The sequence below is a fragment of the Micromonospora sp. RL09-050-HVF-A genome, from assembly GCF_019374995.1.
Lineage (GTDB): Bacteria > Actinomycetota > Actinomycetes > Mycobacteriales > Micromonosporaceae > Micromonospora > Micromonospora antibiotica.
This window is the reverse complement of record NZ_JAGKQP010000002.1, coordinates 1,713,082-1,734,497: the sequence shown is the minus strand read 5'-3', so window position 1 is coordinate 1,734,497 and position 21,416 is coordinate 1,713,082. Positions and strand designations below refer to the sequence as shown.

Here is a 21,416-nt window from a genome sequence, read left to right as displayed (position 1 = left end):
GCGCGCTTGATTGGCTGGTCAGGCATCACGGGGGTGATCCGGATGCGCCGCCGATCCGAAATGAGAACCCATGCGTAAGCCCGTGCGAGTCGTGCTCACCACCCTCGGTGTCCTGGTCGCCGTGCCGGTGCTCCTGCTCGCGACCACCGCCGTGGTGAACGTGGTGGCGACGAAGTCGGAAGCCTCCTCGATCACCCGTTACGGGCAACTCGTGCCCGTGGACGGCAAGCAGATGAACGTGGTGGTCGCGGGCAGCGGTGCCGAGACGGTCGTGCTCCTGCCCGGCCTCGGCACCGCCGCCCCCGGGCTCGACTTCCAGCCGCTGATCACGGAACTCCGGAGCACCTACCGGGTCGTCGCGGTCGAACCGTTCGGCACCGGCCTGAGCGACCCCACCGACACCGACCGCACCGCCGCGAACATCACCCGGGAGGTGCACGAGGCGCTGCGGCACCTCGGCATCGACCGCTACGTGCTGATGGGCCACTCGATCGCCGGGATCTACGCGCTGACCTACAGCGCCAGCTACGCCGACGAACTCGTCGCCTTCGTCGGTATCGACAGCAGCGTCCCCGACCAGCCCGGCGGGGACGAGCCGATCCCGACCGGGGTGATCGTCGGCCTGAGCAAGCTCGGCGTCACCCGGGCGCTGGCGGCGATCGCCGACGACCCGTACGCGGGCCTGCCCTACGACGAGCGGACCAGGAAGCAGCTGCGGTTGCTCAGCGCGAAGAACACGGCGGCCCCGACGATGGTGAACGAGATGGAGCACGTCTCGGCGAACTTCGCCGCGGTCAGCGGGAAGACCTTCCCGAAGGGGCTGCCCGTCCTGTTGTTCGTACGGTCGGACGACCCCGACGTGGCGGGTTGGGTCGCGCTCCACGAGCAGCAGGCGGCGAGCGTCGACACCGGTCGGGTCGTCCTCCTGGCGGGCGACCACTACCTGCACCACACCCTGTCGGCGGAGATCGCGCAGGAGAGCAGGGCTTTCCTGGCGGCACGGTCGCTACGCTGAGCCGGTGACGGACACCTGGCCGGGTGCACCGCGGGTGACCGCCGACCTCCGGGCGATGCGGCTGTTCACGGTGTTCTCCCTGGGGCTGGGGATGCTCGTCGGTGGCGTCGTGCAGGTGGTGCTCGGCGTGGGCACGGCCACCGGCGTGCGGGTGGTCACCCTCATGGTCGCGACGGTCGCCGCCGTCCTGGTCGGGCTGGCCACGATCCCCCTGTTGCTCCGGGCCCCCGACGAGGCGACGCCCGGTCATCCACTCGTCCTCGTGCTGCTGGCGCTGTCCGGCGCGGTGTGGGTGCTGGCCGTGCTGCCACCGTTCGCGGGCTGGGGGTGGGCGTTCACGCTCGCGGTGGCGGGCGGCGTGCTCAGTTGCCTCGTGCGGGGCTGGTGGCGCGCGACGGTGATCCTCTGCTGCTGGGCCGCGATCGGTCTCGGCGGCCTCATCGGCGTGCTGGCCTCGCCGCGTGCCGCCGTCGTGGCGTGGCACGCCGAAGCGGGTGCCGAGGCCGTCGTGATCAGCACCCTCGCGCTGGTCACGCTGCTGCCCCTGAGCGCGGTCTGGGTGCAGCAGGTGGTGCTGCGACTGGAACACGCCCGCCGGCTCGCCTCCGACCTGGCGGTGGCGCAGGAGCGGCTCCGGTTCGCGACCGACCTGCACGACATCCAGGGCCACAACCTCCAGGTGATCGCGTTGAAGAGTGAACTGGCGGAGCGGCTGCTGCCCGATCGGCCCGAGCGGGCCGGCGGGGAGATCGCCGAGATCCGCCGGATCGCGCAGGTGGCCCTCGACGACACCCGTGCCGTGGTGAACGACTACCGCACCGTCACCGTGGCGGTGGAGGCGCGCAACGCGGCGGCGGTGCTGCGCTCTGCCGGCATCCGGTGTGCGGCCCACATCGGGACGCCGGACCTGCCGGTGGCCCTCGGCGCGGTGTTCGCCGTCGCGATCAGGGAGGCGGTGACGAACGTGCTCCGGCACAGCAGGGCGACCGAAGCCACCATCGCACTCGTCCGCGTCGCGGCGGAGTACCGACTGACCGTCACCAACAACGCCGCAGGCGTACCGCGTCCGGACGGAACGGGCCTGGCCGGCCTCGCCCAACGCGTCGCGGCCCACCGCGGGACGGTCGAGACCACCCGCGAGGACGACACCTTCACGTTGACCGTCCGCATTCCGGCGCCCGCCGCCGGCGCGCCGGGGCCCGCTCCGCAGGAGCCGACCCGGCCGACGAGACGACGGGGGACCCGCCGGTGATCCGGATCGTGATCGCCGACGACGAGGAACTCATCCGGGGCGCGCTCGTGGCGTTGCTATCCCTCGAACCCGACATCGAGGTCGTCGCGGATGTCGCCGACGGCGAAGCTGCGGTCGCGGCTGCCGTCGCGCACCGACCCGACCTGACCCTGCTCGATCTCGAAATGCCCGGACTCGACGGGGTCGACGCCGCCCGACGACTGCTGCGTCTCGTCGCGACGCAGGTCGTCATCGTCACCCGCCACGCCCGACCGGGGACGTTGAAGCGTGCGCTGAGCGCCCGGGTGCACGGCTTCGTGCCGAAGTCCACCCCCGCGTCGGAGCTGGCCAGGATCATCCGGTCGGTCGCCGCCGGTGAACGCTACATCGATGCGCGTCTCGCCGCGTCGGCACTCACCGAGCAGGAGAGCCCGCTGACGCCCCGGGAGATCGACGTGCTGAGACTGACCCGGGACGGCCTGCCCACCAAGAACATCGCGCGGCAACTCGGCCTCGCCCACGGCACCGTCCGCAACCACCTCTCCTCCGCGATGGCGAAACTGAACGTCGATTCGCGCACCGCCGCCGCCACGATCGCCTGGGAACACGGCTGGATCTGAGCGCTCCGTTTTCGGTTCTCGCAATTTCGTTGATATAGCGGTATCGACGAGCCGTCGATACCGCAACATCGGCGACATTGAGTCGATCCCGGGATTCGAGTCTGGTCGCCGCCGCTTCTCCCCGTGGGGGGTGAGGGGGCGTCATGTTAGATCCACACTCCCGCGGATCGTCACCGGGCGCCGGGTGGACGGTGTGGTCCTGATGGAGATCCGCTTGGAGGACGACCGGGTGACCCGCCTGACCAAGACCGGTCTGCCGTTCGTCACGATCGGGCGGATCGCCGAGCCGCACGACATGAGCTGGATCGACATCGACTATTCCGGGCTGATCGCCCGCTGCGTGCACCACCTGGCCGATCTGGGGCACCGGCACGTGGCCCTGGTCAACCGCTCCGCCGAGTTGGTCGCCGCGGGTTACGGGCCCAGCCATCGAGCGCTCGCCGGTTTCCGGGCGGCGGCGGTGGAACGGGGGCTGACCGGCGTGGAGGTCTGCCGCGGCGACGACACGGCCTCCGGCGAGGCGTGCGTGGAACAGTTGCTCGTGACACATCCCGACGTCACGGCCATCGCCACCATCAACGAGGCCGCCCTGCCCGGAATGCAGCGCGCGCTGACCGGTGCCGGCACCGCCGGCGCTGCCGGCACCGCGAGTCTCGCGGTGCCGGCACCGCCGGTCGGGTGGTGGTACGGATCAGCTGCGGGTGGACCAGCGCTGGTTCTGTTGCCCGTTGCAGGCCCAGAGGAGGAGCTTGGTGCCGTTGGCGGTCCCGGCGCCGCTGGCGTCGAGGCAGAGCCCGGACTGGACGCCGGTGATGGTGCCGTTGGAGTTGATGTTCCATTGCTGGTTGGTGCCGCTGTGGCAGTCCCAGATGATGGCCTGGGTGCCGTTGGTGGTGCCCTGGCCGCTGGCGTCGAGGCACTTGTTGCCCAGCACCTGCAGTTGTTTGCCGGCGGTGTGGGTCCAGCGTTGGGCGGTGTTGCCGGTGCAGTCCCAGAGTTGGACCTGGGTGCCGTTGGTGGTGGTGCCGTTCGGCACGTCGACGCAGCGGTTGGACTGGCCACCGACGAGTTGGACGCCCTGCGGCGGGTTACCAACGGCCGGCGCGTACGCGGCGGCGGCGATGTTGGCCTGTACCGCGTCCTCGGTCGTCGCGGTCGGGTAGCCGGAGGTCATCACGCCCTCGTAGAAGGTGCCGCGGGCGGTGTTGCTGTTGTCGCCGCCGATGCCGAGCAGGATGGCGCCTTCCTTCTTCATCGGGTGGTAGCCGTTGGGGCGGCGTCCGTCGAAGTAGGTCGTCAGGCCGCCGGACTGCGCGCTGCCGCCGCGGATCGCCCAGTGGTTCGGTTCGCCCTTGACGATGGCCGTCACGAAGCGGTGGTTGATGGGCGGCATGGGGTTGTATCGCGGGTTCACTCCGGAGAAGAGTCCCCACTCCATGTCCATCATGATCCAGGGGCCGTTGCCGTCCCCGTAGCCCCACACCTTGTTGTTGCCGAAGTAGATGGTCTCCATGATGCCGATGTCGTCGGCCATGGCGTTCGTCTGCGCGTTGCCGTAGTCGAAGCAGCACCCGTTGTTGTAGTGCGTGCCGTCGAGGACGGCGTACATGCCCTCGGGCTGGTCGCCGGTCGCGATGCCGTTGGTGTTGTTGTTGCGGTAGCCGGTGCCCGGAGGGATGTAGACGCCGTACGCCTTCTGGCCGCCGATCGTGATCGGCGCCGCCTTCGCGTCGGCAAGGTTGTCCGACCCGCCAGGCCCGGGGCCCGGCACGCCGCCACCCAAGGCCTGGGTGAGACGGTTGTTGCGGCCGGTCTGGTCGTAGATGATCGTGATGACGCAGTTGGTGTTGGTGCAGAACGTGTCCTGCGCGGCGGCGTCGGCGTAGCCGCCCGCGCTCAGCACGCCGACGTCGCGGGTGGTGTTGTCCGACGAGCGGCGAACCTGGTAAAGCGGGCCGTTGTACGCGCCGTACAGCGCCCGGGTGGTGCTGTGCGCGGCCACGCACGGGGTGCCACCCGAGGCGTAGATGTCGCACGGCCCCGTGCCGGCGGCGCGGGCGACACCCGGCGCGTCCGAGACCACGTAGATGCTGGCGCCGACAGCGAGAACCAGCAGGGTTCCCGTCGCGGCGAGCAGACGACTCAGTCGTCCCTTCACATTCATCGGATCCTCTCGGCGGTGAGGTGGAGCGTGGTGGTGGCGGGTTGAGCCTGTGTTGCCGGACCGATCCAGTTCGACACGGTTGGTGCCGTGGGCGGCGGTGGTTCGAGCCTCGCTACCGGCCCAGACTGACGTCACACGTCATACCTATTACATTAATGCCCGTCCATGCGTTGCGCTACCGGGCGCGGGCCGTCGCATCCGACCCGGTCGACGCCCCGCTGGCCGGGGAACATGCCGACTCGGGGCTTGGGTTCCGGACGGATATGCCGACAGGGAAGAGGGTGCGTGCCCGTTTCGGGGCAAGAATCGATTCGAGGGCGCGGCATGAACATCGGGGAGATCGCCCGCCGGGCGGGGGTGTCCTGCAGCACCGTCTTCTGCGTCCTGAGCAGGAAGCGGACCGTCTCGGAGGGGACCCGGCAGCGGATCCAGGCGGTCATCGACGAGCTGGACTACCGACCGAACGCCAGCGCCCGCGCGCTCAAGGAGGGACGCAGCCGCACCCTCGGGCTGGCGATCCCCCCCGGGATAGCCGTCGAGCAGGTGCTGATGCGGGGCAGTGAGACGAGGGGTTATGCGGTCGCGGGATGGTCGGTAGCGTTGGTGTGACGGCGGCCGGTCGGTCGGCGATGCATCCCGCACTGACGAGGAGGTCGGGGTGGATTTCTTGCCGGAGTTGACGTTCGGGCAGCGGCTGAAGGTCTACCGGGAGCGTTCCGGCAAGACCCGCGCGGTGCTCGGTGGGCTGGTCGGCCGGAGCGCCGAGTGGGTCAAGGCGGTGGAGACCGATCGCATCCTGCCGCCGCGCATCCACATGTTGGACCGGATCGCGCGCGCCCTCAAGGTCGACGTCGCCGTCCTCGCAGGCGAGCTGGGTAACCGGTCGGCGGTGGTCAACGGCCCCGAGCATCCGGCGCTGGCATCGGTGCGGGACGCGGTGAACCGCTTCACGGTCTTCCCGGACGTTCCGGCCGAGTCCTTGTCCAGCCTGCGTGAGCGGCTTGCGGCGGCGTGGCGGGCGCGTCATCAGGCGTCGGATCACCGGACGGTGCTGGGTGCGTTGTTGCCCGCGCTGCTGCGGGATGTGCGGCACGCCGCCCTGGTTTACGAGGGTGCGCAGCGGCGACAGGCGCAGGCGCTGTTGGCCGAGACGCTCGGGGTGGTGCAGATGTTCCTCGCCTACCAGCCCGCCGCGGAGTTGATCTGGCGGGTTGCGGATCGGGCGATGGTGGCGGCGCAGGAGTCGGGCGACCCCGAGGCGATCGCCCGAGCGGGGTGGTTCCTGGGGCAGGTGCACCGGGACACCGGCGATTGGGACACCGCGATGGCGGTGACACTGGACGTGCTGTCGGCTCTGGAATCCCGGGCGGCCGAGGGAGACGCTGGTCTGCTGGCCCTGTGGGGAGCGCTGAACTTCGAGGCCGCGTACACCGCTGCCCGGGCGGGGGAGGAGGGCCGGGCGTGGCGGTACTGGGATCGCGCGGACCGGGTCGCGCAACGCCTGCCGCAGGGCTTCTACCAGCCACAGACGTCGTTCTCCCGGGTTGTCATGGGCGCTCATGCGGTGACCGTGGCCGTGGAGTTGCAGAAGTTCGGCGAGGCGGTCCGACAGGCGCGTCGCCACGAGGCGGCGACGATTCCGTCGAGGCCGCGCCGGGCGCGGCACCTGATCGAGGTCGCAAGGGCGCACCACGGGAAGGGCGACAAGGAGGCGGCCGTGGCGACGCTCCGGCAGGCGTACGAGTCGGCTCCGGAGACGATCCGCTTCAACGGGTACGCCCGACAGATCACCCTGGACCTGCTCGACGGTCCACGGTCCACCCGTGACGAGGCCCGCGACCTCGCGGTGAAGGTCGGCCTCGTCCCGTGAACCGGGGGTAGAGACCCTACCCGTTCCCCATGGTCACCATACGTAGCGTCTTCCGCACGGGATGCGGCGGGCGGTGCGACTTCGCCTGGTCGCCGCGTCCCCCTCAGCACGGGGCGAACGATGCCCCCGTGATCCGGCGCGGTGGTGACGTTCTCCCGAGCACATCGCCGCGCCCCTTCCGAAGGGGACGACGCGGATGGGTGGCGTGGACAGTGATCGGGGCGTAAGCCGGGGTGAGCAGATCCAGGCGGCGGAGCGGGCGGCGGCAAGACAGCGGCTGCTCGTGCAGGCCGAGGCGGAGCGGATACCGGTGGAGGAGACGACCCGGGCGGTGCCGGATCGGCGGTGGCGTCGTGGACGGTAGTGAGGTGCTGCCGGTCGGTCGGCGGGTGGCGTACTGGCGAGGGCGGCGCAGGCTGTCGCAGCAAGTGTTCGCCGACCGGTTGGGCAAGTCGAAGAGTTGGGTGGACAAGGTCGAGCGGGGTGTCCGGACCCTGGACAAGGTGTCGACGCTTCAGGAGATCGCCACCGTGTTGCGGATCGACACGAGCGTTCTCCTTGGTCGCGATGTTCCGCCGGCCGGGGGAGTCGGTCAGGTCGAGGGGGTGGGGCGGGTCCGGGAGGCGTTGTCGGCGTACGACATCGCGGTGGGCCGGCCGGCGGGACGGGGCGGCGTGTTGTCGGCGGATCGGCTGGCGCGGGACGTCACCCACGCCTGGGTCACGTTCCAGCACGCCCGGTATCCGCAGGTGGTCGGGTTGATCCCGGGCGTGTTGGCCGCCGCGCAGCGTGTCCACGCGGATGATCCGGTGGCGGGGCGGTCGGTGCTGGTGCAGGCGTACCGGCTCACCGCGTCGTTGCTGGTCAAGCTGGGTGAGACGGAGCTGGCGTGGTTGGCTGCCGACCGGGCCATGACCACCGCGACCGGTGACGTGGTGCTGGTGGCCGCCGCGACCGTGCCCCTGGCGCAGGTGTTACGCGCGTCGGGGCGGGCGCGCACGGCCAGGTCGACGGCGCTGGCAGCCGCGTACCGGATCGCCCCGCCCGACCTCGACGGCGCGCCCGCCCCCGGGCTGTCGCTGTGCGGGACCCTGGTCGTGCAGGCCGCGCTGGCCGCCGCCCGCGACGGCGACGACCGCGCCACGGTCGACCTGCTCGACGAGGCCGCCGGGATGGCCGCCCTCGTCGGCGACGGCCACGACCACCACCGGACCGCGTTCGGGCCGGTCGCGGTGGACCTGGCCCGGGTCGCCACCGCCCTCGACCTCGGTCATGCCGGTGAGGCGGTGGCCTGGCACGAGAAGACCACCGCCCGCGATGCCTGGCGGTGGCTACCGGCCGAACACCGCGCCGCCCACCTGCTCGACGCCGCCCGCGCCTACCTGCACGCCGGTGACCCGGGCAACGCCGGCCGCGCCCTGCTCGCCGCCGAGCGCACCGCCCCCGGCGAGGTACGCCACCGGCCCACCGCCCGCGCGGTGATCGCCCGACTCGTCCACGACCCGCACGCCCCCGCCGCGATCATCCAGCTAGCCGCCGCCCTCGAGGTGGCCTGAGCATGACCGCCCCGTTCCTGTCCCTGGCCCAAATCCGCAACCGCCTGACTCTCCAGGCCCGCCACGCCCTCCGCAACCCGCACCCGGCCCCCGCTACCCGCGACCCACGCCCGGCCTCCGCTACCCGCGACGACCCACGCCCCGCCTCCGACGACCGCTGCCCGCTCTGCGGCGCCGTCGCCGGCCAAGCAAGATCGTGCTATTTCCTGGTTGTAGTGGCCTCCGGGCGTAGCGAAGCCACTACAACCATGTTCGAGCGTGACCTTGTGGCACGGTTCCCGGCGTGCGTCGGGGTGACCGCCGCTGACGACGTCAGGGACGACGGCGCAGGCTCGGGTCGGTCAACGCCGGCACCTGGTAGCCGGCGTCGGCCGGGTTGACGTCGTGGCCCGGCCGGACCAGGGCGTCGATCCGGTCCAGCACGTCGGCCGGCAGCCCGGCCGGCTCCCCGGCGGGCAGTTGGCTGCGCAGCTGGGCCAGGGTGCGCGGCCCGATGATGGCGCTGGTGACCGCCGGGTGGCTCAGCACGAAGCCGAGCGCCAGCTCGATCAGCGTCAGGCCGCTCTCCTCGGCGAGCGTGGCCAGCTCCTCGACCAGGGCGAGCTTGCGGTCGCGGGCGGCGGCGTCGCGGAAGTCGAAGTGGTCGCCGTTGCGCCCGGCGCGGGAGTCCGCCGGTACGGCTGTGGACCGGTACTTGCCGGTCAGCCAGCCGCCGTTGAGCGGGCTGAACACCAGCACGCCCAGCCGGTACCGGGCGCTGGTGGGCAGGGCGGCGGCCTCGACGCCCCGGGTCAGGATCGAGTAGCCGAGCTGTTCGGTGGTGAAGCGTTCCCGCTGCCGGCGTTCGGCCACCCACTGCGCCTCGACGATCTGCTCGGCCGGGAACGCCGAGGTGCCGATCATCCGGACCTTGCCCTCCCGGACCAGGTCGGACAGCGCGCCGAGGGTCTCGTCGACGTCGGTGAGCGGATCGGGCCGGTGCACCTGGTAGAGGTCGATCCAGTCGGTGCCGAGCCGGCGCAGGCTGCCCTCCACCGCCTGCCGGATCCAGCGGCGGGAGTTGCCGCGCCGGTTGCGGTCGTCCCCCATCGGCTCGTGGAACTTGGTGGCCAGCACCACGTCGTCGCGCCGGCCACGCAGCGCCCGGCCGAGGATCTCCTCGGACTCACCGTGGGCGTAGACGTCGGCGGTGTCGACCAGGTTGATCCCGGCGTCGAGCGCCTCGGCGACGATCCGGTGGCACTCCTGCTCGTCGGGGTTGCCCCAGGCACCGAACATCATCGTGCCGAGGCAGAGGGTGCTCACCTCGACCCCGGTCCCACCCAGTCTGCGGTACTGCATGATCCGATCGTCCTCCCGTACGCGGTGTGCCCCCACGCTGGCACGCCGGCCGGCAGGCGGCACCGTCCCGGCGCGTCGAACCCGGCGCGCCGGGTTTGTGTCCCCGGCACATCGACCCTGCCGCCGAACAGTGAATAGGCTGGTGGACGCGATAGTGATGGACATTTCGGTACGGTGGAGGTAACAGTGGCGACCGGTCTGACCCAAGCCCGATGGACGCACGTGGCGTTGCCCACCGGCGACCTCGACAAGGCGATCTCCTTCTACACCGCGCTCACCCCGCTGGTGGTCGTGGAGCGGTTCGCCGACGCCGACGGGGAGAGCGTCTGGCTTTCCAACGACAAGCAGGCCGACACCCCGTTCGTGCTGGTGCTCGTCTCGTTCAACAAGGACAAGGGCGGCCAGCTCGGTCTGCTGCACCCGTTCGCGCACATCGGCATCGAGGTGCCGCAGCGCTCGGACGTCGACGAGATCGCCGCGCGGGCCCGGGAGCTGGGCTGCCTGCACTGGGAGCCCCGCCAGATGCCGCCGCCGGTCGGTTACATCTGCGCGCTGAAGGACCCCGACGGCAACGTCATCGAGATCTCCCACGACCAGCAGGTCTTCGACACCGTGCGGCGTCGGTGGGGGAGCTGACCGCAGCGTCGACCCGCGCCGCCGTACTGCGATACCTGGCGGCGTTGAACGCCCACGACGCCGATGCCGTCGCCGGCTGCGTCAGCGCCGACTTCGTCAACGAGCACACCGCCGCCCTCGGCCGGACGGTGGTCGGCCGGGTCCGTTACCGGGCCCGGCTCGACGGTTTCCTGGCTGAGTTCGTCGACCTGCGCTACGAGGTGGAGGAGCTGCTCGTCGACGGTGACCGGGCGGCGGTGGCCTACCGGATGTCGTTCCGGCTGGCGTCGGCCGGCCGGGCACCGGTGCGCATCCGCGGCGTGTTCCGGTTCCGGGTCGACCCGGACGGGTTGATCGCCCACCGGGTCGACTACTGGGACAGCGGCGAGGTGCACCGTCAGCTCGCTGGTGCCACCGAACCGCCGCCCGCCCCCGGTTCGGGGGCGGGCGGCCCGGCGTAACCCGCCCCCGCGCCGCGTCCCCGGGCGGCGATCTTGGTGGCAGATGGCCCCTCCGGGGGCCACGATCCTCCAAGATCTGTCGGGACACCGCGCGTCGCCGTGCGGGACCGGCCGCGTGCCGGGCCTGTCCGTTGTCGGGCGGGACGCCGGTTGCGGGGGAGAAGTCGGCGGCGTGGTGTGGTGTCCGTGTCGCCGGATGCGGTCCGTGCTCGGTAGAGTTCGCCTTTCGGTGGACGGCGGCGAGTGCGGGGTGACGTGGTGACGGGCGGAGTCGACGAGCCGGCCGGTGACGCGCCGGCGATCCAGACGGTGCAGCGGGCCGCCACGATCCTCCAGGCGTTCTCCGTCGAGCGGCCCCGGCTCAGCCTGGCTGAGTTGACCGCCGACCTGGCGATCAGCCGGGCCACCGCGCACCGGTACGCCCGCGCGCTGCGGGCGGCCAACCTGCTGCGCTTCGACGTGGCCACCGCCACCTACACGCTCGGGCCGCAGGTGCTGGCGATGGAGGCCGCCGCCCGTGCGGCGCTGCCCATCGTCACCGCCGCCGAGCCGTACCTGGACCGGCTCACCCGGCTGACCAACCAGACCTCGGTGCTGAGCGTGTGGAACGGCGAGGTGCCGACGGTGGTCCGCTGCATGGACAACACCAGCGGTGACGTGCGGTTGAGTGTGCGTACCGGCTCGCCGTTGGATCTGCTGCGCTCGGCGCAGGGTCGGGTGTTCTGTGCCTACCTGTCGGCCGCCGAGGCGCCTGCGGTGGCCCGCCAGTTGCGGCTGTCGGCGGGGCTGCGGGCGGTCGTCGAGCAGGTCCGCCGGGACGGTTTCGCCGCCAACTCCCCGGAGGATTTCGGGGTACGCGTGCTGGCCGCGCCGGTGTTCGAGCGTACCCAGGTGGTGGCTGCCCTGGCCGTGCTGGGGACCAGCACGACGCTGTCCGGCGCGGTGGAGGCGGCTGCGGCGGACAGCGTTCGGCTGGTGGCGCGGGAGTTGTCCGAGGCTCTCGGCGCGAGCTGACGCCCGGGGTCTGCCCGCCCGTCAGCGGTGACCGTTGCTGCCGACCGGGGGGTGGTGGCCGTTGCCGCCACTGCCCAGCTCGGCGGTGACCAGGGCGGCGACGCGTTGCAGGGCGATGGCGAGCGCGCTGTCGGTGCCCTCGGGCACCGAGGTGGTGGTGCCGACGATGGCCATGGCGGCGATCAGGGTGCTGCCCCGGAAGATCGGCGCGGCGATGCTGCGGACCCCGTTGGCCGAGGGCGTGTTGGCCGAGATGCCGGTGCGTCGGATCTTGTCGACCTCCCGGCGCAGCTCGGCGGAGGCGGCGATCTCGGCGGCCAGCCCCGGGACGTCGGCCTCGGGGAGGAAGGCGCAGAACACCCGGCCCTGGGCGGACTCGGTGCGCGACAGCCGGGAGCCGGTGCGCACGCTGACCCGGATGACCCGGTCGGTGTTGTCGTCGGCGCGGACCACCACGGCGGTGTCGCCGTCCCAGACGCTGAGCACGACGGTCTCGTCGATCTCGCGGACCAGTTGCTGCATGCGCGGGCCGGCGATGCTGATGACCGGCATCGCCGCGCGGGCGGCGGCGGAGAGGGTCAGGATCTGCGGCCCGAGGGAGTAGAGTCCCTCCCGCTCGTCGTAGCGCAGCAGGTTGCTCTCCCGCAGCGCCTTGGTGTAGCGGTGCGCGGTGGCCTTGCTGGTGCCGAGGCTGGCGGTGAGTTCGTTGAGGCTCAGGCGCGGACGTGCCGCCGTGAACGCGTTGAGGATGACCGCCGCGCGCTGCACGGTCTGGATCGCCGGTGAGCTGGGATCAGCGCTCTTGACCGGCGAAGGGGCATCGTCCGCCATCTGGATTCCTTTGTGCGCAGAGTGAGACAGTATCATGGCATATGACACGTCAGCCTGTCGATGCCTGCTGGTGGCGTAGCGCGATGTCGGCGTACAACCGGGCGAAGCGCATCAGTTCCGGCACCGCGTACCTTTCCCGTCGCGGATCGGTCGGATCGGGCGGGAGCGCCGGTGGCCCCAGCCGTACCGTAGGCACCCCCCGTCGCCGCAGCACCACCCCGTCGGTCGAGCCGGTCCAGCCGCGCACCGGTGGGGCCGGCCGGCCGAACGCGGCGAGCCAGGCTTTCCCGGCGTGCCGGCAGATCGGTGCGTCCGCTGCGGTGGCGGCGGACGGGTGGGCCGGGTGGCCGGTCACCGTCACCCCGCAGCCGGCGAGGGGAGTGTCGCGCAGCCGCCGGGTCAGGGTCGCCCGCAGCGCGTCGGTGATCTGCCGCGGGTCGTCGCCGGGCACCGTGGTCAGGTAGAGGTGGATGTCGACCACCCCGGGCAGCAGGTCGGGTTTGCCCGGTTGGCCGGCCCGGACCGCCCCGATGCCCAACTCCGCGCCGACCGGTGCGTCCGGGTCGGCCCGACGGGCCAGGTGTGCTTGCCGGAATTCCTCCAGCGCCTCGACGAGCACGCCCAGGTGGACGAGCAGCCCGCCGGGGGCGTGGCGGTGTCCCGGAACAGGGCGGGATGGAACCCGCTGGTCAGCCGTACCCGCAGGAACATCGCCCCGGGCTCGGCGGTGAGGATGCCCGGGCTGGTCTTGGCCACGATCGCGGCGGCCGGCAGTGGCCGGTCGTCCAGGTGGTGGAGCACCCCACCGACGGTGGGGGCCGGCGCGACCCCGTCGTCCGGCCCGGCGGTGGGATCGTCGCGGTGGGTGCCGGTGGCGGCGAGCAGCAGGGTCAGCCGGTGCGGCCGGCCGGCGGCCCGGCAGGCCTCGGCGGCGGCGGCGTAACCGACCAGGGCGGCGGCGGCGGCCGCCCGGGCCACCCCGAGACCGAAGCCGCTGACCACCTCGCGGGCCGGGCCGGACAGCTCCAGCGCGGGGGCGGGGGTCCGTCGGCCGGTGATCGGGGCGTCGAAGTCGGTGGCACCGGTCAGCGAGGTGTCCAGGTGCGAGTAGATCAACAACTCGGGGCGGTCGCCGAGGTCGGAGCCGCCGACCAGGTTGGCGCTGTCCGGCGTGGTCGCCGTGCGCGGCACCGGGTCGACCCGCCAGGACAGCTCGGGCCAGCGGGTGGCGGCCCAGTCGGCGACGCGGTGCGCGGTGGCCCGTTCCCGGCCGTACGGGGTCGGCTGCGCGGTGAGCGCCGCCAGGGCGTCGAGCAGGGTGGCCTCGTCGACCGCCCGTTCGGCGGCGTGGCGCAGGGTCGCCGGCACCTCGTCGTCCATCCGGTTCCTCCCGCCTGCGTGACTTCATTCAAGATGACGTCTCGTATGTTGACATACTCTGGGCCAGGTCTCTAGCGTGGCCTGACACCAAACGACATCGCCCCCGCATCCGGCGACGTCGCGGAACGGGCCCGGCACGCCGGATCGGCTGCGCGCCCCGACCTGCCGCGTCGGCTCGGATGTGGCCGGCCGACCCAACCGCAGGAGGACCGATGGCCTACGTGGTCACCGACGAATGTGTGGACGTACAGGATCGGTCCTGCGTCGAGGAATGCCCGGTGGACTGCATCTACGAGGGCGACCGGATGATGTACATCAACCCGGACGAGTGCGTCGACTGCGGGCGCTGCGAGCCGGTCTGCCCGGTCACCTCGATCTTCCACTTCGACGACCTGCCCGCCGACCGGGCCCGGTTCGGCCCGATCAACGCCGAGTTCTTCTCCGAGATCGGCACCCCGGGCGGCGCCCGCAAGATCGGCCGGGTCGGCCACGACCACCCGGCCGTCGCGGAAAGCGCCAGCTGATGGCCGAGCGGCACGAGGTCGACCTCGCGATCGTCGGCGCCGGCCCGGCCGGGCTCTACGCCACCTACTACGCCGGCTTCCGCGGGATGAGCGTGGCGGTGATCGACTCGCTGCCCGAGGCCGGCGGGCAGATCGCCGCCCTCTACCCCGAGAAGGCGATCTACGACATCGCCGGACTGCCCGCCGTTCGGGGCCAGGAACTCGTCGACGCCCTGCTCACCCAGGCCGCTACCGCCAAGCCGACCTTCCTGCTCGGGCAGAGCGCCATCGAGCTGACCTGCGCCGAGGACCACGTGCTGATCGGCACCGACACCGGCACCGAGGTCCGGGCGGCCGCCGTGCTGCTGACCGCCGGCATCGGCACCTTCACCCCCCGCGAGCTGCCGGTCGGCAGCGGTCACCTCGGCCGGGGGCTGCGCTACTTCGTACCCCGGCTCGAGGAACTCGCCGGGCAGGAGGTCGTGGTGGTCGGCGGCGGCGACTCCGCCGTCGACTGGGCGCTGGCCCTGGAGCCGTACGCCAGCAGCGTCACCCTGGTGCACCGGCGACCGCAGTTCCGTGCCCACGAGCACAGCGTCACCCAGCTGCACGACTCGACCGTGCGGGTGCTCACCCCGTACGAGGTCTGCGGGATCGACGGGGAGCAGCACATCGAGGCGGTGCAGATCGCCGAGGTGCGCGGCGAGGGCCGCCAGACGCTGCCCGCCCAGGCGGTGGTGGCCGCGCTCGGCTTCATCGCCGACCTCAGCGCGATGGAGCAGTGGGGGCTGGAGATGCGTCGCCGGCACATCGCGGTGGACCGGTCGATGCGCACCAACCTGCCCCGGGTCTTCGCCGCCGGCGACATCACCGACTACGACGGCAAGGTACGCCTCATCTCGGTCGGCTTCGGTGAGGCCGCCGCCGCCGTCAACAACCTGGCTCCGCTGGTCAACCCGGCGCTCGGCACCGTTCCCGGCCACTCCTCGGACGCGGCATGACCGCCCCGGGGCCCGCCGACGCGCACCTGGTGGTCACCCGGTACGGGCTGGGCCGGATCGTCGGTGACGACGTCGAGCTGCTCGACCTGCCGTACCCGGACGTGGCGGCCATGCTGCGCGCCGGACTCGGCTTCACCCCGGCCGTCGAGGCCCGGGTCCGGCGGCGGCTGCCGCTGGAGACCCTCGTCGGCGACCTGCGCGCCCCGCTGTCCGGCACCCGGGCGGTGTGGGGGGTCGGGCTGAACTACCACTGCAAGGCCCGGACCACCGGACGGGCGCTGCCCACCCGACCGGTGCTCTATCTCAAGTCGCCAAGCGCCGGCTCCGGCCCGGGGGACACCGTGCCGCTGCCCGGCTCGGTCAGCGAACAGTCCGACTACGAGGGTGAGGTCGCCCTGGTCGTCGGTACGCGGATGCACCACACCCCGGCCGGGCAGGTCTGGGCGCACCTCGCCGCGATCACCGCCGCCAACGACCTGACCGCCCGGGACGTGATGGCCGCCACCGGCAACCCCACCCTGGCCAAGAGCTTCCCCGGCTTCGGCGCCCTGGGCGCCTCGGTGCTCGGCCTCGGCGCGGTCGCCGACCGGGAGGCCATCGGGGTACGCACCACCGTCAACGGGGAGCTGCGCCAGCAGGCCAGCACCGCCGACCTGATCTTCCCGGTGCCCGACCTGCTCGCCTGGATCACCAGTTACGTGGTGCTGGAGCCCGGTGACGTGGTGCTCACCGGCACCCCGACCGGCACCGGCCAGGACCGGGGCTGCTTCCTGAGCCCCGGCGACCAGGTCGAGGTCACCGTCGCCGGGGTGCTGCCCCTGCGTACCCGGTTCCGTGCCGAGGGCCCGGACCATCCCGCGCCGGCCGCCGTCAGCGCGTCGACCTACTCGCTTCGCACAGAGAGCCCGATGTCATGAGTGAGAATTCCGACCGATACGACCTGGTGCTGGCCGGCGGCCAGGTGTTCGACGGCGAGACCGGGGCCAGTCGGGTAGCCGACGTCGCGGTCACCGGCGACCGGGTGGCCCGGATCGCGCCCGGCCTCGCCGCCGACGCCGACCGGGTGATCGACTGCACCGGGCAGTACGTGCTGCCCGGCCTGGTCGAGGCGCACACCCACATCTTCGCCGAGGTCTCCAAGGTCGGTGCCCCGCCGGACGAGGCGCACCTGCACCGGGGCGTCGTCGCCGCCTGCGACGCCGGCACGGTCGGCGCGTCCACCTTCGCCGCGTTCGAGAAGTACGTCGCCGTCCCGGCCCGGATGCGGCTGGTCAACTTCCTCAACGTCTCGGTCCTCGGCCTGATCGACTTCCGGTTCGGTGAGCTGATCAACCCGGGCACGCTGGTCCCGGAGGACGCGCTGGCGGTGGCCGAGGCGAACCCGCACCGGGTGCGCGGTTTCAAGATCCGGCTCTCCGAGGACGTCGTCGGGATGGACTGGCGTCCGCTGCTCAAGCGGTCCCTGGCGCTCGCCGCCGAGGCCGGCCTGCCGCTCATGATCCACATCGGGGAGACGCCGGAGCCGCTGCCGGTGATCCTGCCCCTGCTGCGCCCCGGCGACGTCGTGGCGCACTGCTACACCGGCAAGCCGTACGGCATCCTCAACGACGGCACCGTGCTGCCCGAGGTGTACGCCGCCCGGGAGCGCGGGGTGCTGTTCGAGTCCGCCCACGGCAAGAGCAATCTCAGCTTCGCCGTCGCCCGCCCGGCGATCGAGCAGGGCTTCCTGCCCGACGTGGTCACCTCCGACACCAGCGCCCGCAACTGGCGCGGCCCGGTGTTCGACCTGGTCACCAGCATGGCCAAGTTGCGCGCGATGGGGATGACCCTGGAGCAGCTGGTGCCCCGGGTGACCTCCGCACCGGCCCGGCTGACCGGCCTGGAGGCCGAGGGCTACGGCAGCCTGGTCGAGGGCGGCCCGGCCCACGTCACCGTGCTGGCCGAGGCCGAGGAGGCGGTGCTGCCCGACGCCGCCGGCAACAAGATCACCGCGCCCCGGCTGGACCCGGCCGTGGTACTGCTCGCCGGTGAGCAGGTGCCGACCGTGCCGTGGCGCGGCCTGCCCGCCACCGGGGCGTGACCCGCTGATGTCCGCCGTCGAGCCGACCCCGCCGGGGCGTGCGCAGGTGTTCGCCGGGTCGACGCCACCGGGTTCGGCGTCCGCCGGGTCGATGCCACCGGCGTCCGCCGGGTCGATGCCACCGGCGTCCGCCGGGTCGACGCCACCGGCGTCCGCCGGGCCGCCAGCAGCGGGGGCGGCGTCCGCCGGGACGACGCCGCCCACCGGCGTGCACGCCGCCCGGGCCCGGCTGCGGGGCACGCTGCGCGACGGCGGGCAGCTCGTCGGCACCTTCGTCAAGCTGCCCGGTGCCGACGTGATCGCCCTGGCCGCCCGCGCCGGCCTCGACTTCGTCGTGGTCGACCTGGAGCACTCCGGGCTGGACGAGCGCACCGCCACCGACCAGCTCCGGCTCGCCGCCCTGGCCGGCCTGCCGGCGCTGGTCCGGGTCCCGGCCGTCGACCCCGGCCAGGTCAACCGGCTGCTGGAGGCCGGGGCCGTCGGGGTGCAGCTGTCGACCGTGCGTCGCCGGGCCGACGTCGAGGCGCTGCGCGCGGCCAGCCGGTACGCCCCGCACGGGCGGCGCAGCATCAGCCTGGCGCACCCGTCGGCGGGGTACGGCGGTGACGGCCTCGACCGGTACCTGGCGGCGGAGGCCGAGCACCCGCCCGTACTGGTGGCGCAGATCGAGACGGCGACCACCGACGACCCGCTGCCCGCCCTGCTGACCGGGGTGGACGTCGGCTTCGTCGGGACCACCGACCTGGCGGTGAGCCTGGGCCTGTCGACCACCGACGACCGGGGGCCGCTGCTGCGGCGCACCGGGGACATCGCCGACGCGGCCCGCGCGACCGGGGTCGCCCTCGGCGGTTGGGTCGCCGAGCGCTCCGCCGAAACGCTGGATGGCTGCGGCCTGACCGACGCGCGGTACCTCGTCGTCGGCTCGGACCTGCAACTGCTCGGGGCCGGCCTGCGTCGGCTCGCCGCACCTGCCCGACCCGCCTGAGAAGGGGACGCGTTCACATGCTCAATCCGCAGCTGTACGGCATCTCGGTCAACTGGGACGACATCCCGGCCACCGAGGTCCGGCCCGGGGTACGCCGCAAGGTGTACGCCACCGACGAGGTCCTCTTCGCCTGGCACGAGCTGGCCGTCGGGATGGACCTCAACCCGCACCACCACGACGACTTCGACCAGTTGGTGCTGATCCTCGGCGGCCGGTGCAACTACTACGTCGACGGCGTGCCGCACCCGATGGGGCCGGGCTCGCTGCTGCTCGTGCCGCGGGGCGCGGAGCACTACATCGAACCGACCGAGGGCCCGTGCATCAACGTGGACGTCTTCGCCCCGCCCCGGGCGGACTTCCTGCCGCACGCCTGGCGTCCGGGGCAGGGCTGACCGCGATGACCGACATCGTCGTGGTGGGCAGCCTCAACGTGGACGTGGTGGTGCCGCTGCACGAGCTGCCTGCCCCCGGTCAGACCGTGCTCGGCGCGGCCGACCACCGGCGTACCGGCGGCGGCAAGGGCGCCAACCAGGCGGTCGCCGCCGCCCGGCTGGGTCGCCGGGTGGCGATGGTCGGCGCGGTCGGCATCGACGCCGACGGGGACTGGCTGCTCGGGCTGATCGCCGCCGAGGGGGTGACCACCGAGTCGGTGCTGCGCGCTCCCCGGCCGACCGGGCAGGCGATCGTCCTGGTCACCGCCGACGGCGACAGCACCATCGCGGTGAGTTCGGGGGCGAACATGTGGCTCGCGCCCGAGCACCTCGCGCCCCTGCGTGACCTGCTCGGGTCGGCGCGGGCGGTGTTGCTGCAACAGGAGGTCGACGCCGCGGTGGTGGCCGAGGCGGTACGCCTGGCGGAGGGCCTGGTGGTGCTCAACCCGGCCCCGGCCCGCCCGGTCGACCCGGCGACCCTGGCCCGGGTCGACGTGCTGGTGCCCAACCGGGGTGAGCTGGCCGCCCTGGCCGGTGCGCCGACGCCGGACGTCGGGGTCGACGGGTTGGCCGCGATGGCCCGCTCGCTGGGCACCCGGGGGCCGGTGGTGGTGACCCTCGGCGGCGACGGCGCGCTGGTGGTGACCACCGACCGGCAGTGGCTGGTGCCGGCGGAGCAGGTCGACGCGGTGGACGCCACCGGTGCCGGGGACACCTTCTGTGCCGCCCTGGCCGACGCGCTGCTCGACGGCGCGGCGATCGACGAGGCGGCCCGGTGGGCGAGCCGGGCGGCGGCGGTCACCGTCACCCGGGCGGGGGCGATGGCCGCCGCGCCCCGCCGAGCCGAGGTGCCCACGGCCGCCTGACCTGTTCTCCCTGATCCTGCCGCCCGTCGTGCTGTTTCCGGCGACGGAGCGGCCCGGCTCCGGCCGGCTGCGCGTCGCCCCCGGTCTGTCCCGGTCGGGGGCGACGGCGTGGCGGCGGTGCCGCTGTGGGCCTCGCCGGTGCACCGTGCGGTGACCCGGGTCCGCTGGTGCCCCCTCCCGGTCGTCCCGGCCGGTGGCGCGGTGCCACCGGCCGGGACCCGTGCTGTCGGTCAGCAGGGGCCGTCGGTCAGAAGTGGGCCGGGAAGTCGGCCTTGCGGATCAGGCAGTGGATGCCCTTCACCCCGTCGACGACCTGGCTGACCTCGAAGTCGGCGGCGGCGCTGAGGTAGGCCAGGGCGGTCTGCGGGGCATGCCCTGGGTGCGGACGAGGAAGTCGACGGCGGCCCGGACGGCCCGCCGCATCGCCTCGTCGAGGTCGGCGTGCAGGCCGACCGGCAGCCAGTGGGTGGCGGTCTCGCCGAACGGCCCGTCGACCCCACCGAGCAGCAGGCCGGCCTGCGCACGGGGGATCACCGACAGCCGCAGGGTGGCCCGCAGCGGTGCCTCCAGTGCGGTCAGCGCCACCTCGCCGTCGCCCTGGGCGTAGTGCGGGTCACCGGCGTAGAAACCCGCCCCGGGCAGCTGCACCGGCAGGTAGAGGGCCGAGCCGACCTGCAACTCGTTGATGTCGAGGTTGCCGCCGAACGCGCCGGGTGGCACCGAGTGGACCGGCTCGTCGGTGTCGACGGCGACGCCCATCAGGCCGAGGAACGGTGCGAGCGGGAAGCGGGCCGCGCGGCCGTCGCCGTACGGCAGGGTGCCGAACAGCCGGCCGCCGTGGTGGATCACCTCGGTGAAGTGGCTGACGGTGCCGTACTCCCGGGGGCCGTCGCCGTCCGGGCCGGTGTCGGTCGGGGTGAGCGGGTACTCCCCGGGCAGCGCGCCGTAGCCGTGCCGGCTGCTGATGAAGCCGTACGGGGCGCGGACGAGCAGGTCGAGCACCTCGATCCGGAGCAGGTCGCCGGGTTCGGCCCCGGCCACCGCGATCGGGCCGGTGACCACGTGCGGGCCGTCGGCGTCGTAGTCGTGGGCGACGTCGGAGGCGGCCAGGTCGCGGGCGTCGGTGAGCACCCGGTCGGTGGGTACGTCGAACTGCTTGAGGTAGCCGACGGGGTCACGCCCCTGGTCCTCCAGGATCCCCTCGTGGCTGAGCGTGTCGATGGTCACGGTCTCCCCGGAGCCGACCCGCAGCACGGGGTCGTGCCGCCGGTTGGGCAGCCGGCCCCACAGGCAGGTGTCCGGGGTGCTGGGCAGGTAGTGGGTTCCACCGATCGGGCCATCGTGCGGCTGGAGCATGACATCCTCCGGGAGGGGTGACACCGGCTGGCGGTGCGACGGGACGGCGCTGCCCGGTGCGGGTGGCCGGCGGCCGGCGACGGGGTGCGCGGGCCG

The 21,416-nt window shown here is 72.8% G+C and carries 22 protein-coding genes and 1 pseudogene; 17 read left to right on the top strand and 6 right to left on the bottom strand.

From position 1 onward, the window contains the following. Positions 1-70 precede the first annotated feature (70 nt). The 4 genes and pseudogenes from J7462_RS07755 to J7462_RS07740 all read left to right on the top strand — a co-directional run. On the top strand, positions 71-1,015 hold the full coding sequence (locus J7462_RS07755; protein ID WP_219463052.1) for an alpha/beta fold hydrolase: 945 nt from the start codon (positions 71-73) through the stop codon (positions 1,013-1,015). A 34-nt stretch (positions 1,016-1,049) separates the two neighbouring features. Then, a complete protein-coding gene (locus J7462_RS07750; protein WP_219463051.1) occupies positions 1,050-2,267 on the top strand; it encodes a histidine kinase in 1,218 nt (405 codons plus the stop codon). Continuing rightward, positions 2,264-2,866 carry a response regulator transcription factor gene (locus J7462_RS07745; RefSeq protein WP_219463048.1) on the top strand — a complete coding sequence of 201 codons (603 nt, stop codon included), beginning with the start codon at positions 2,264-2,266 and terminating at the stop codon, positions 2,864-2,866. The genes J7462_RS07750 and J7462_RS07745 overlap by 4 nt, the downstream gene beginning before the upstream one ends. A gap of 130 nt (positions 2,867-2,996) precedes the next feature. Next, positions 2,997-3,482 (top strand): annotated as a pseudogene (locus J7462_RS07740) (LacI family transcriptional regulator); the annotation flags it as partial. A 75-nt stretch (positions 3,483-3,557) separates the two neighbouring features. Here J7462_RS07740 and J7462_RS07735 read toward each other — a convergent pair. Beyond that, a complete protein-coding gene (locus J7462_RS07735) occupies positions 3,558-5,030 on the bottom strand; it encodes an arabinofuranosidase catalytic domain-containing protein (RefSeq protein ID WP_219463046.1) in 1,473 nt (490 codons plus the stop codon). Positions 5,031-5,354: 324 nt separating this feature from the next. Here J7462_RS07735 and J7462_RS07730 point away from each other — a divergent pair, with 324 nt between their 5' ends. From J7462_RS07730 to J7462_RS07720, 3 genes are all read left to right on the top strand, one after another. Then, the gene (locus tag J7462_RS07730) at positions 5,355-5,639 is read left to right on the top strand and encodes a helix-turn-helix transcriptional regulator (RefSeq protein ID WP_255597631.1); all 285 of its coding nucleotides are present in this window, start codon (positions 5,355-5,357) and stop codon (positions 5,637-5,639) included. A 49-nt stretch (positions 5,640-5,688) separates the two neighbouring features. Then, the gene (locus J7462_RS07725) at positions 5,689-6,900 is read left to right on the top strand and encodes a helix-turn-helix transcriptional regulator (RefSeq protein ID WP_091243678.1); all 1,212 of its coding nucleotides are present in this window, start codon (positions 5,689-5,691) and stop codon (positions 6,898-6,900) included. Positions 6,901-7,253: 353 nt separating this feature from the next. Next, the gene (locus J7462_RS07720) at positions 7,254-8,456 is read left to right on the top strand and encodes a helix-turn-helix domain-containing protein (RefSeq protein ID WP_308290807.1); all 1,203 of its coding nucleotides are present in this window, start codon (positions 7,254-7,256) and stop codon (positions 8,454-8,456) included. A 312-nt stretch (positions 8,457-8,768) separates the two neighbouring features. Here J7462_RS07720 and J7462_RS07715 read toward each other — a convergent pair whose 3' ends face one another. Continuing rightward, entirely contained in the window at positions 8,769-9,797 is a 1,029-nt protein-coding gene (locus tag J7462_RS07715) for an aldo/keto reductase (RefSeq protein WP_219463043.1), read from the bottom strand. Positions 9,798-9,983: 186 nt separating this feature from the next. Between J7462_RS07715 and J7462_RS07710 the strand changes: the two genes are divergently transcribed. From J7462_RS07710 to J7462_RS33215, 3 genes are all read left to right on the top strand, one after another. Then, entirely contained in the window at positions 9,984-10,433 is a 450-nt protein-coding gene (locus J7462_RS07710) for a VOC family protein (protein WP_308290806.1), read from the top strand. Then, positions 10,421-10,873 (top strand): nuclear transport factor 2 family protein, encoded by a 453-nt coding sequence (locus tag J7462_RS07705; protein ID WP_308290805.1) that lies wholly within the window; start codon positions 10,421-10,423, stop codon positions 10,871-10,873. The genes J7462_RS07710 and J7462_RS07705 overlap by 13 nt, the downstream gene beginning before the upstream one ends. 258 nt (positions 10,874-11,131) lie before the next feature. After that, a complete protein-coding gene (locus J7462_RS33215) occupies positions 11,132-11,887 on the top strand; it encodes an IclR family transcriptional regulator (protein ID WP_219463038.1) in 756 nt (251 codons plus the stop codon). A 21-nt stretch (positions 11,888-11,908) separates the two neighbouring features. On the opposite strand, the gene J7462_RS07695 is transcribed toward J7462_RS33215, so the two are convergent. The 3 genes from J7462_RS07695 to J7462_RS07685 are packed head-to-tail and all read right to left on the bottom strand — an operon-like array spanning position 11,909 to position 14,098. After that, on the bottom strand, positions 11,909-12,718 hold the full coding sequence (locus J7462_RS07695) for an IclR family transcriptional regulator (RefSeq protein ID WP_208570012.1): 810 nt from the start codon (positions 12,716-12,718) through the stop codon (positions 11,909-11,911). 49 nt (positions 12,719-12,767) lie between these two features. Then, positions 12,768-13,199, bottom strand: coding sequence for a hypothetical protein (locus J7462_RS07690; RefSeq protein ID WP_219463036.1), 432 nt, complete (start codon positions 13,197-13,199; stop codon positions 12,768-12,770). Then, positions 13,175-14,098: a hypothetical protein gene (locus tag J7462_RS07685; RefSeq protein ID WP_219463034.1), complete on the bottom strand. Its 924-nt coding sequence runs from the start codon at positions 14,096-14,098 to the stop codon at positions 13,175-13,177. Before J7462_RS07685 ends, J7462_RS07690 begins: the two co-directional genes overlap by 25 nt. A 212-nt stretch (positions 14,099-14,310) precedes the next feature. Here J7462_RS07685 and fdxA point away from each other — a divergent pair, with 212 nt between their 5' ends. The 7 genes from fdxA to J7462_RS07650 are packed head-to-tail and all read left to right on the top strand — an operon-like array spanning position 14,311 to position 19,964. Next, positions 14,311-14,622, top strand: a complete 312-nt coding sequence (gene fdxA / locus J7462_RS07680; protein ID WP_219463032.1) for a ferredoxin — start codon at positions 14,311-14,313, stop codon at positions 14,620-14,622. Next, entirely contained in the window at positions 14,622-15,602 is a 981-nt protein-coding gene (locus J7462_RS07675) for an NAD(P)/FAD-dependent oxidoreductase (RefSeq protein WP_208570009.1), read from the top strand. Before fdxA ends, J7462_RS07675 begins: the two co-directional genes overlap by 1 nt. Next, complete coding sequence (locus J7462_RS07670; RefSeq protein WP_219463030.1) at positions 15,599-16,519, top strand: fumarylacetoacetate hydrolase family protein; 921 nt, start codon at positions 15,599-15,601, stop codon at positions 16,517-16,519. The genes J7462_RS07675 and J7462_RS07670 overlap by 4 nt, the downstream gene beginning before the upstream one ends. Beyond that, positions 16,516-17,682, top strand: coding sequence for a hypothetical protein (locus J7462_RS07665; RefSeq protein ID WP_219463029.1), 1,167 nt, complete (start codon positions 16,516-16,518; stop codon positions 17,680-17,682). Before J7462_RS07670 ends, J7462_RS07665 begins: the two co-directional genes overlap by 4 nt. Before the next feature lie 7 nt (positions 17,683-17,689). After that, positions 17,690-18,667 carry an HpcH/HpaI aldolase/citrate lyase family protein gene (locus J7462_RS07660; protein ID WP_219463027.1) on the top strand — a complete coding sequence of 326 codons (978 nt, stop codon included), beginning with the start codon at positions 17,690-17,692 and terminating at the stop codon, positions 18,665-18,667. Positions 18,668-18,684: 17 nt separating this feature from the next. Beyond that, a complete protein-coding gene (locus J7462_RS07655) occupies positions 18,685-19,059 on the top strand; it encodes a cupin domain-containing protein (protein ID WP_208570005.1) in 375 nt (124 codons plus the stop codon). Between the two features lie 5 nt (positions 19,060-19,064). Next, positions 19,065-19,964: a ribokinase gene (locus J7462_RS07650; protein WP_219463024.1), complete on the top strand. Its 900-nt coding sequence runs from the start codon at positions 19,065-19,067 to the stop codon at positions 19,962-19,964. Positions 19,965-20,261: 297 nt separating this feature from the next. Here J7462_RS07650 and J7462_RS07645 read toward each other — a convergent pair whose 3' ends face one another. After that, entirely contained in the window at positions 20,262-21,320 is a 1,059-nt protein-coding gene (locus tag J7462_RS07645) for an acetamidase/formamidase family protein (protein WP_219463021.1), read from the bottom strand. Positions 21,321-21,416: the final 96 nt, after the last annotated feature.

Excerpts from the sequence above, each read along its gene's own strand:
- J7462_RS07675 (WP_208570009.1), top strand. The coding sequence starts at position 14,622 with ATGGCCGAGCGGCACGAGGTCGACCTCGCGATCGTCGGCGCCGGCCCG.
- J7462_RS07670 (WP_219463030.1), top strand. The coding sequence starts at position 15,599 with ATGACCGCCCCGGGGCCCGCCGACGCGCACCTGGTGGTCACCCGGTAC.
- J7462_RS07730 (WP_255597631.1), top strand. The coding sequence starts at position 5,355 with ATGAACATCGGGGAGATCGCCCGCCGGGCGGGGGTGTCCTGCAGCACC.
- J7462_RS07665 (WP_219463029.1), top strand. The coding sequence starts at position 16,516 with ATGAGTGAGAATTCCGACCGATACGACCTGGTGCTGGCCGGCGGCCAG.
- J7462_RS07695 (WP_208570012.1), bottom strand. The coding sequence starts at position 12,718 with ATGGCGGACGATGCCCCTTCGCCGGTCAAGAGCGCTGATCCCAGCTCA.
- J7462_RS07655 (WP_208570005.1), top strand. The coding sequence starts at position 18,685 with ATGCTCAATCCGCAGCTGTACGGCATCTCGGTCAACTGGGACGACATC.
- J7462_RS07685 (WP_219463034.1), bottom strand. The coding sequence starts at position 14,098 with ATGGACGACGAGGTGCCGGCGACCCTGCGCCACGCCGCCGAACGGGCG.
- J7462_RS07650 (WP_219463024.1), top strand. The coding sequence starts at position 19,065 with ATGACCGACATCGTCGTGGTGGGCAGCCTCAACGTGGACGTGGTGGTG.
- J7462_RS07645 (WP_219463021.1), bottom strand. The coding sequence starts at position 21,320 with ATGCTCCAGCCGCACGATGGCCCGATCGGTGGAACCCACTACCTGCCC.
- fdxA (WP_219463032.1), top strand. The coding sequence starts at position 14,311 with ATGGCCTACGTGGTCACCGACGAATGTGTGGACGTACAGGATCGGTCC.
- J7462_RS07755 (WP_219463052.1), top strand. The coding sequence starts at position 71 with ATGCGTAAGCCCGTGCGAGTCGTGCTCACCACCCTCGGTGTCCTGGTC.
- J7462_RS07660 (WP_219463027.1), top strand. The coding sequence starts at position 17,690 with ATGTCCGCCGTCGAGCCGACCCCGCCGGGGCGTGCGCAGGTGTTCGCC.
- J7462_RS07715 (WP_219463043.1), bottom strand. The coding sequence starts at position 9,797 with ATGCAGTACCGCAGACTGGGTGGGACCGGGGTCGAGGTGAGCACCCTC.
- J7462_RS07735 (WP_219463046.1), bottom strand. The coding sequence starts at position 5,030 with ATGAATGTGAAGGGACGACTGAGTCGTCTGCTCGCCGCGACGGGAACC.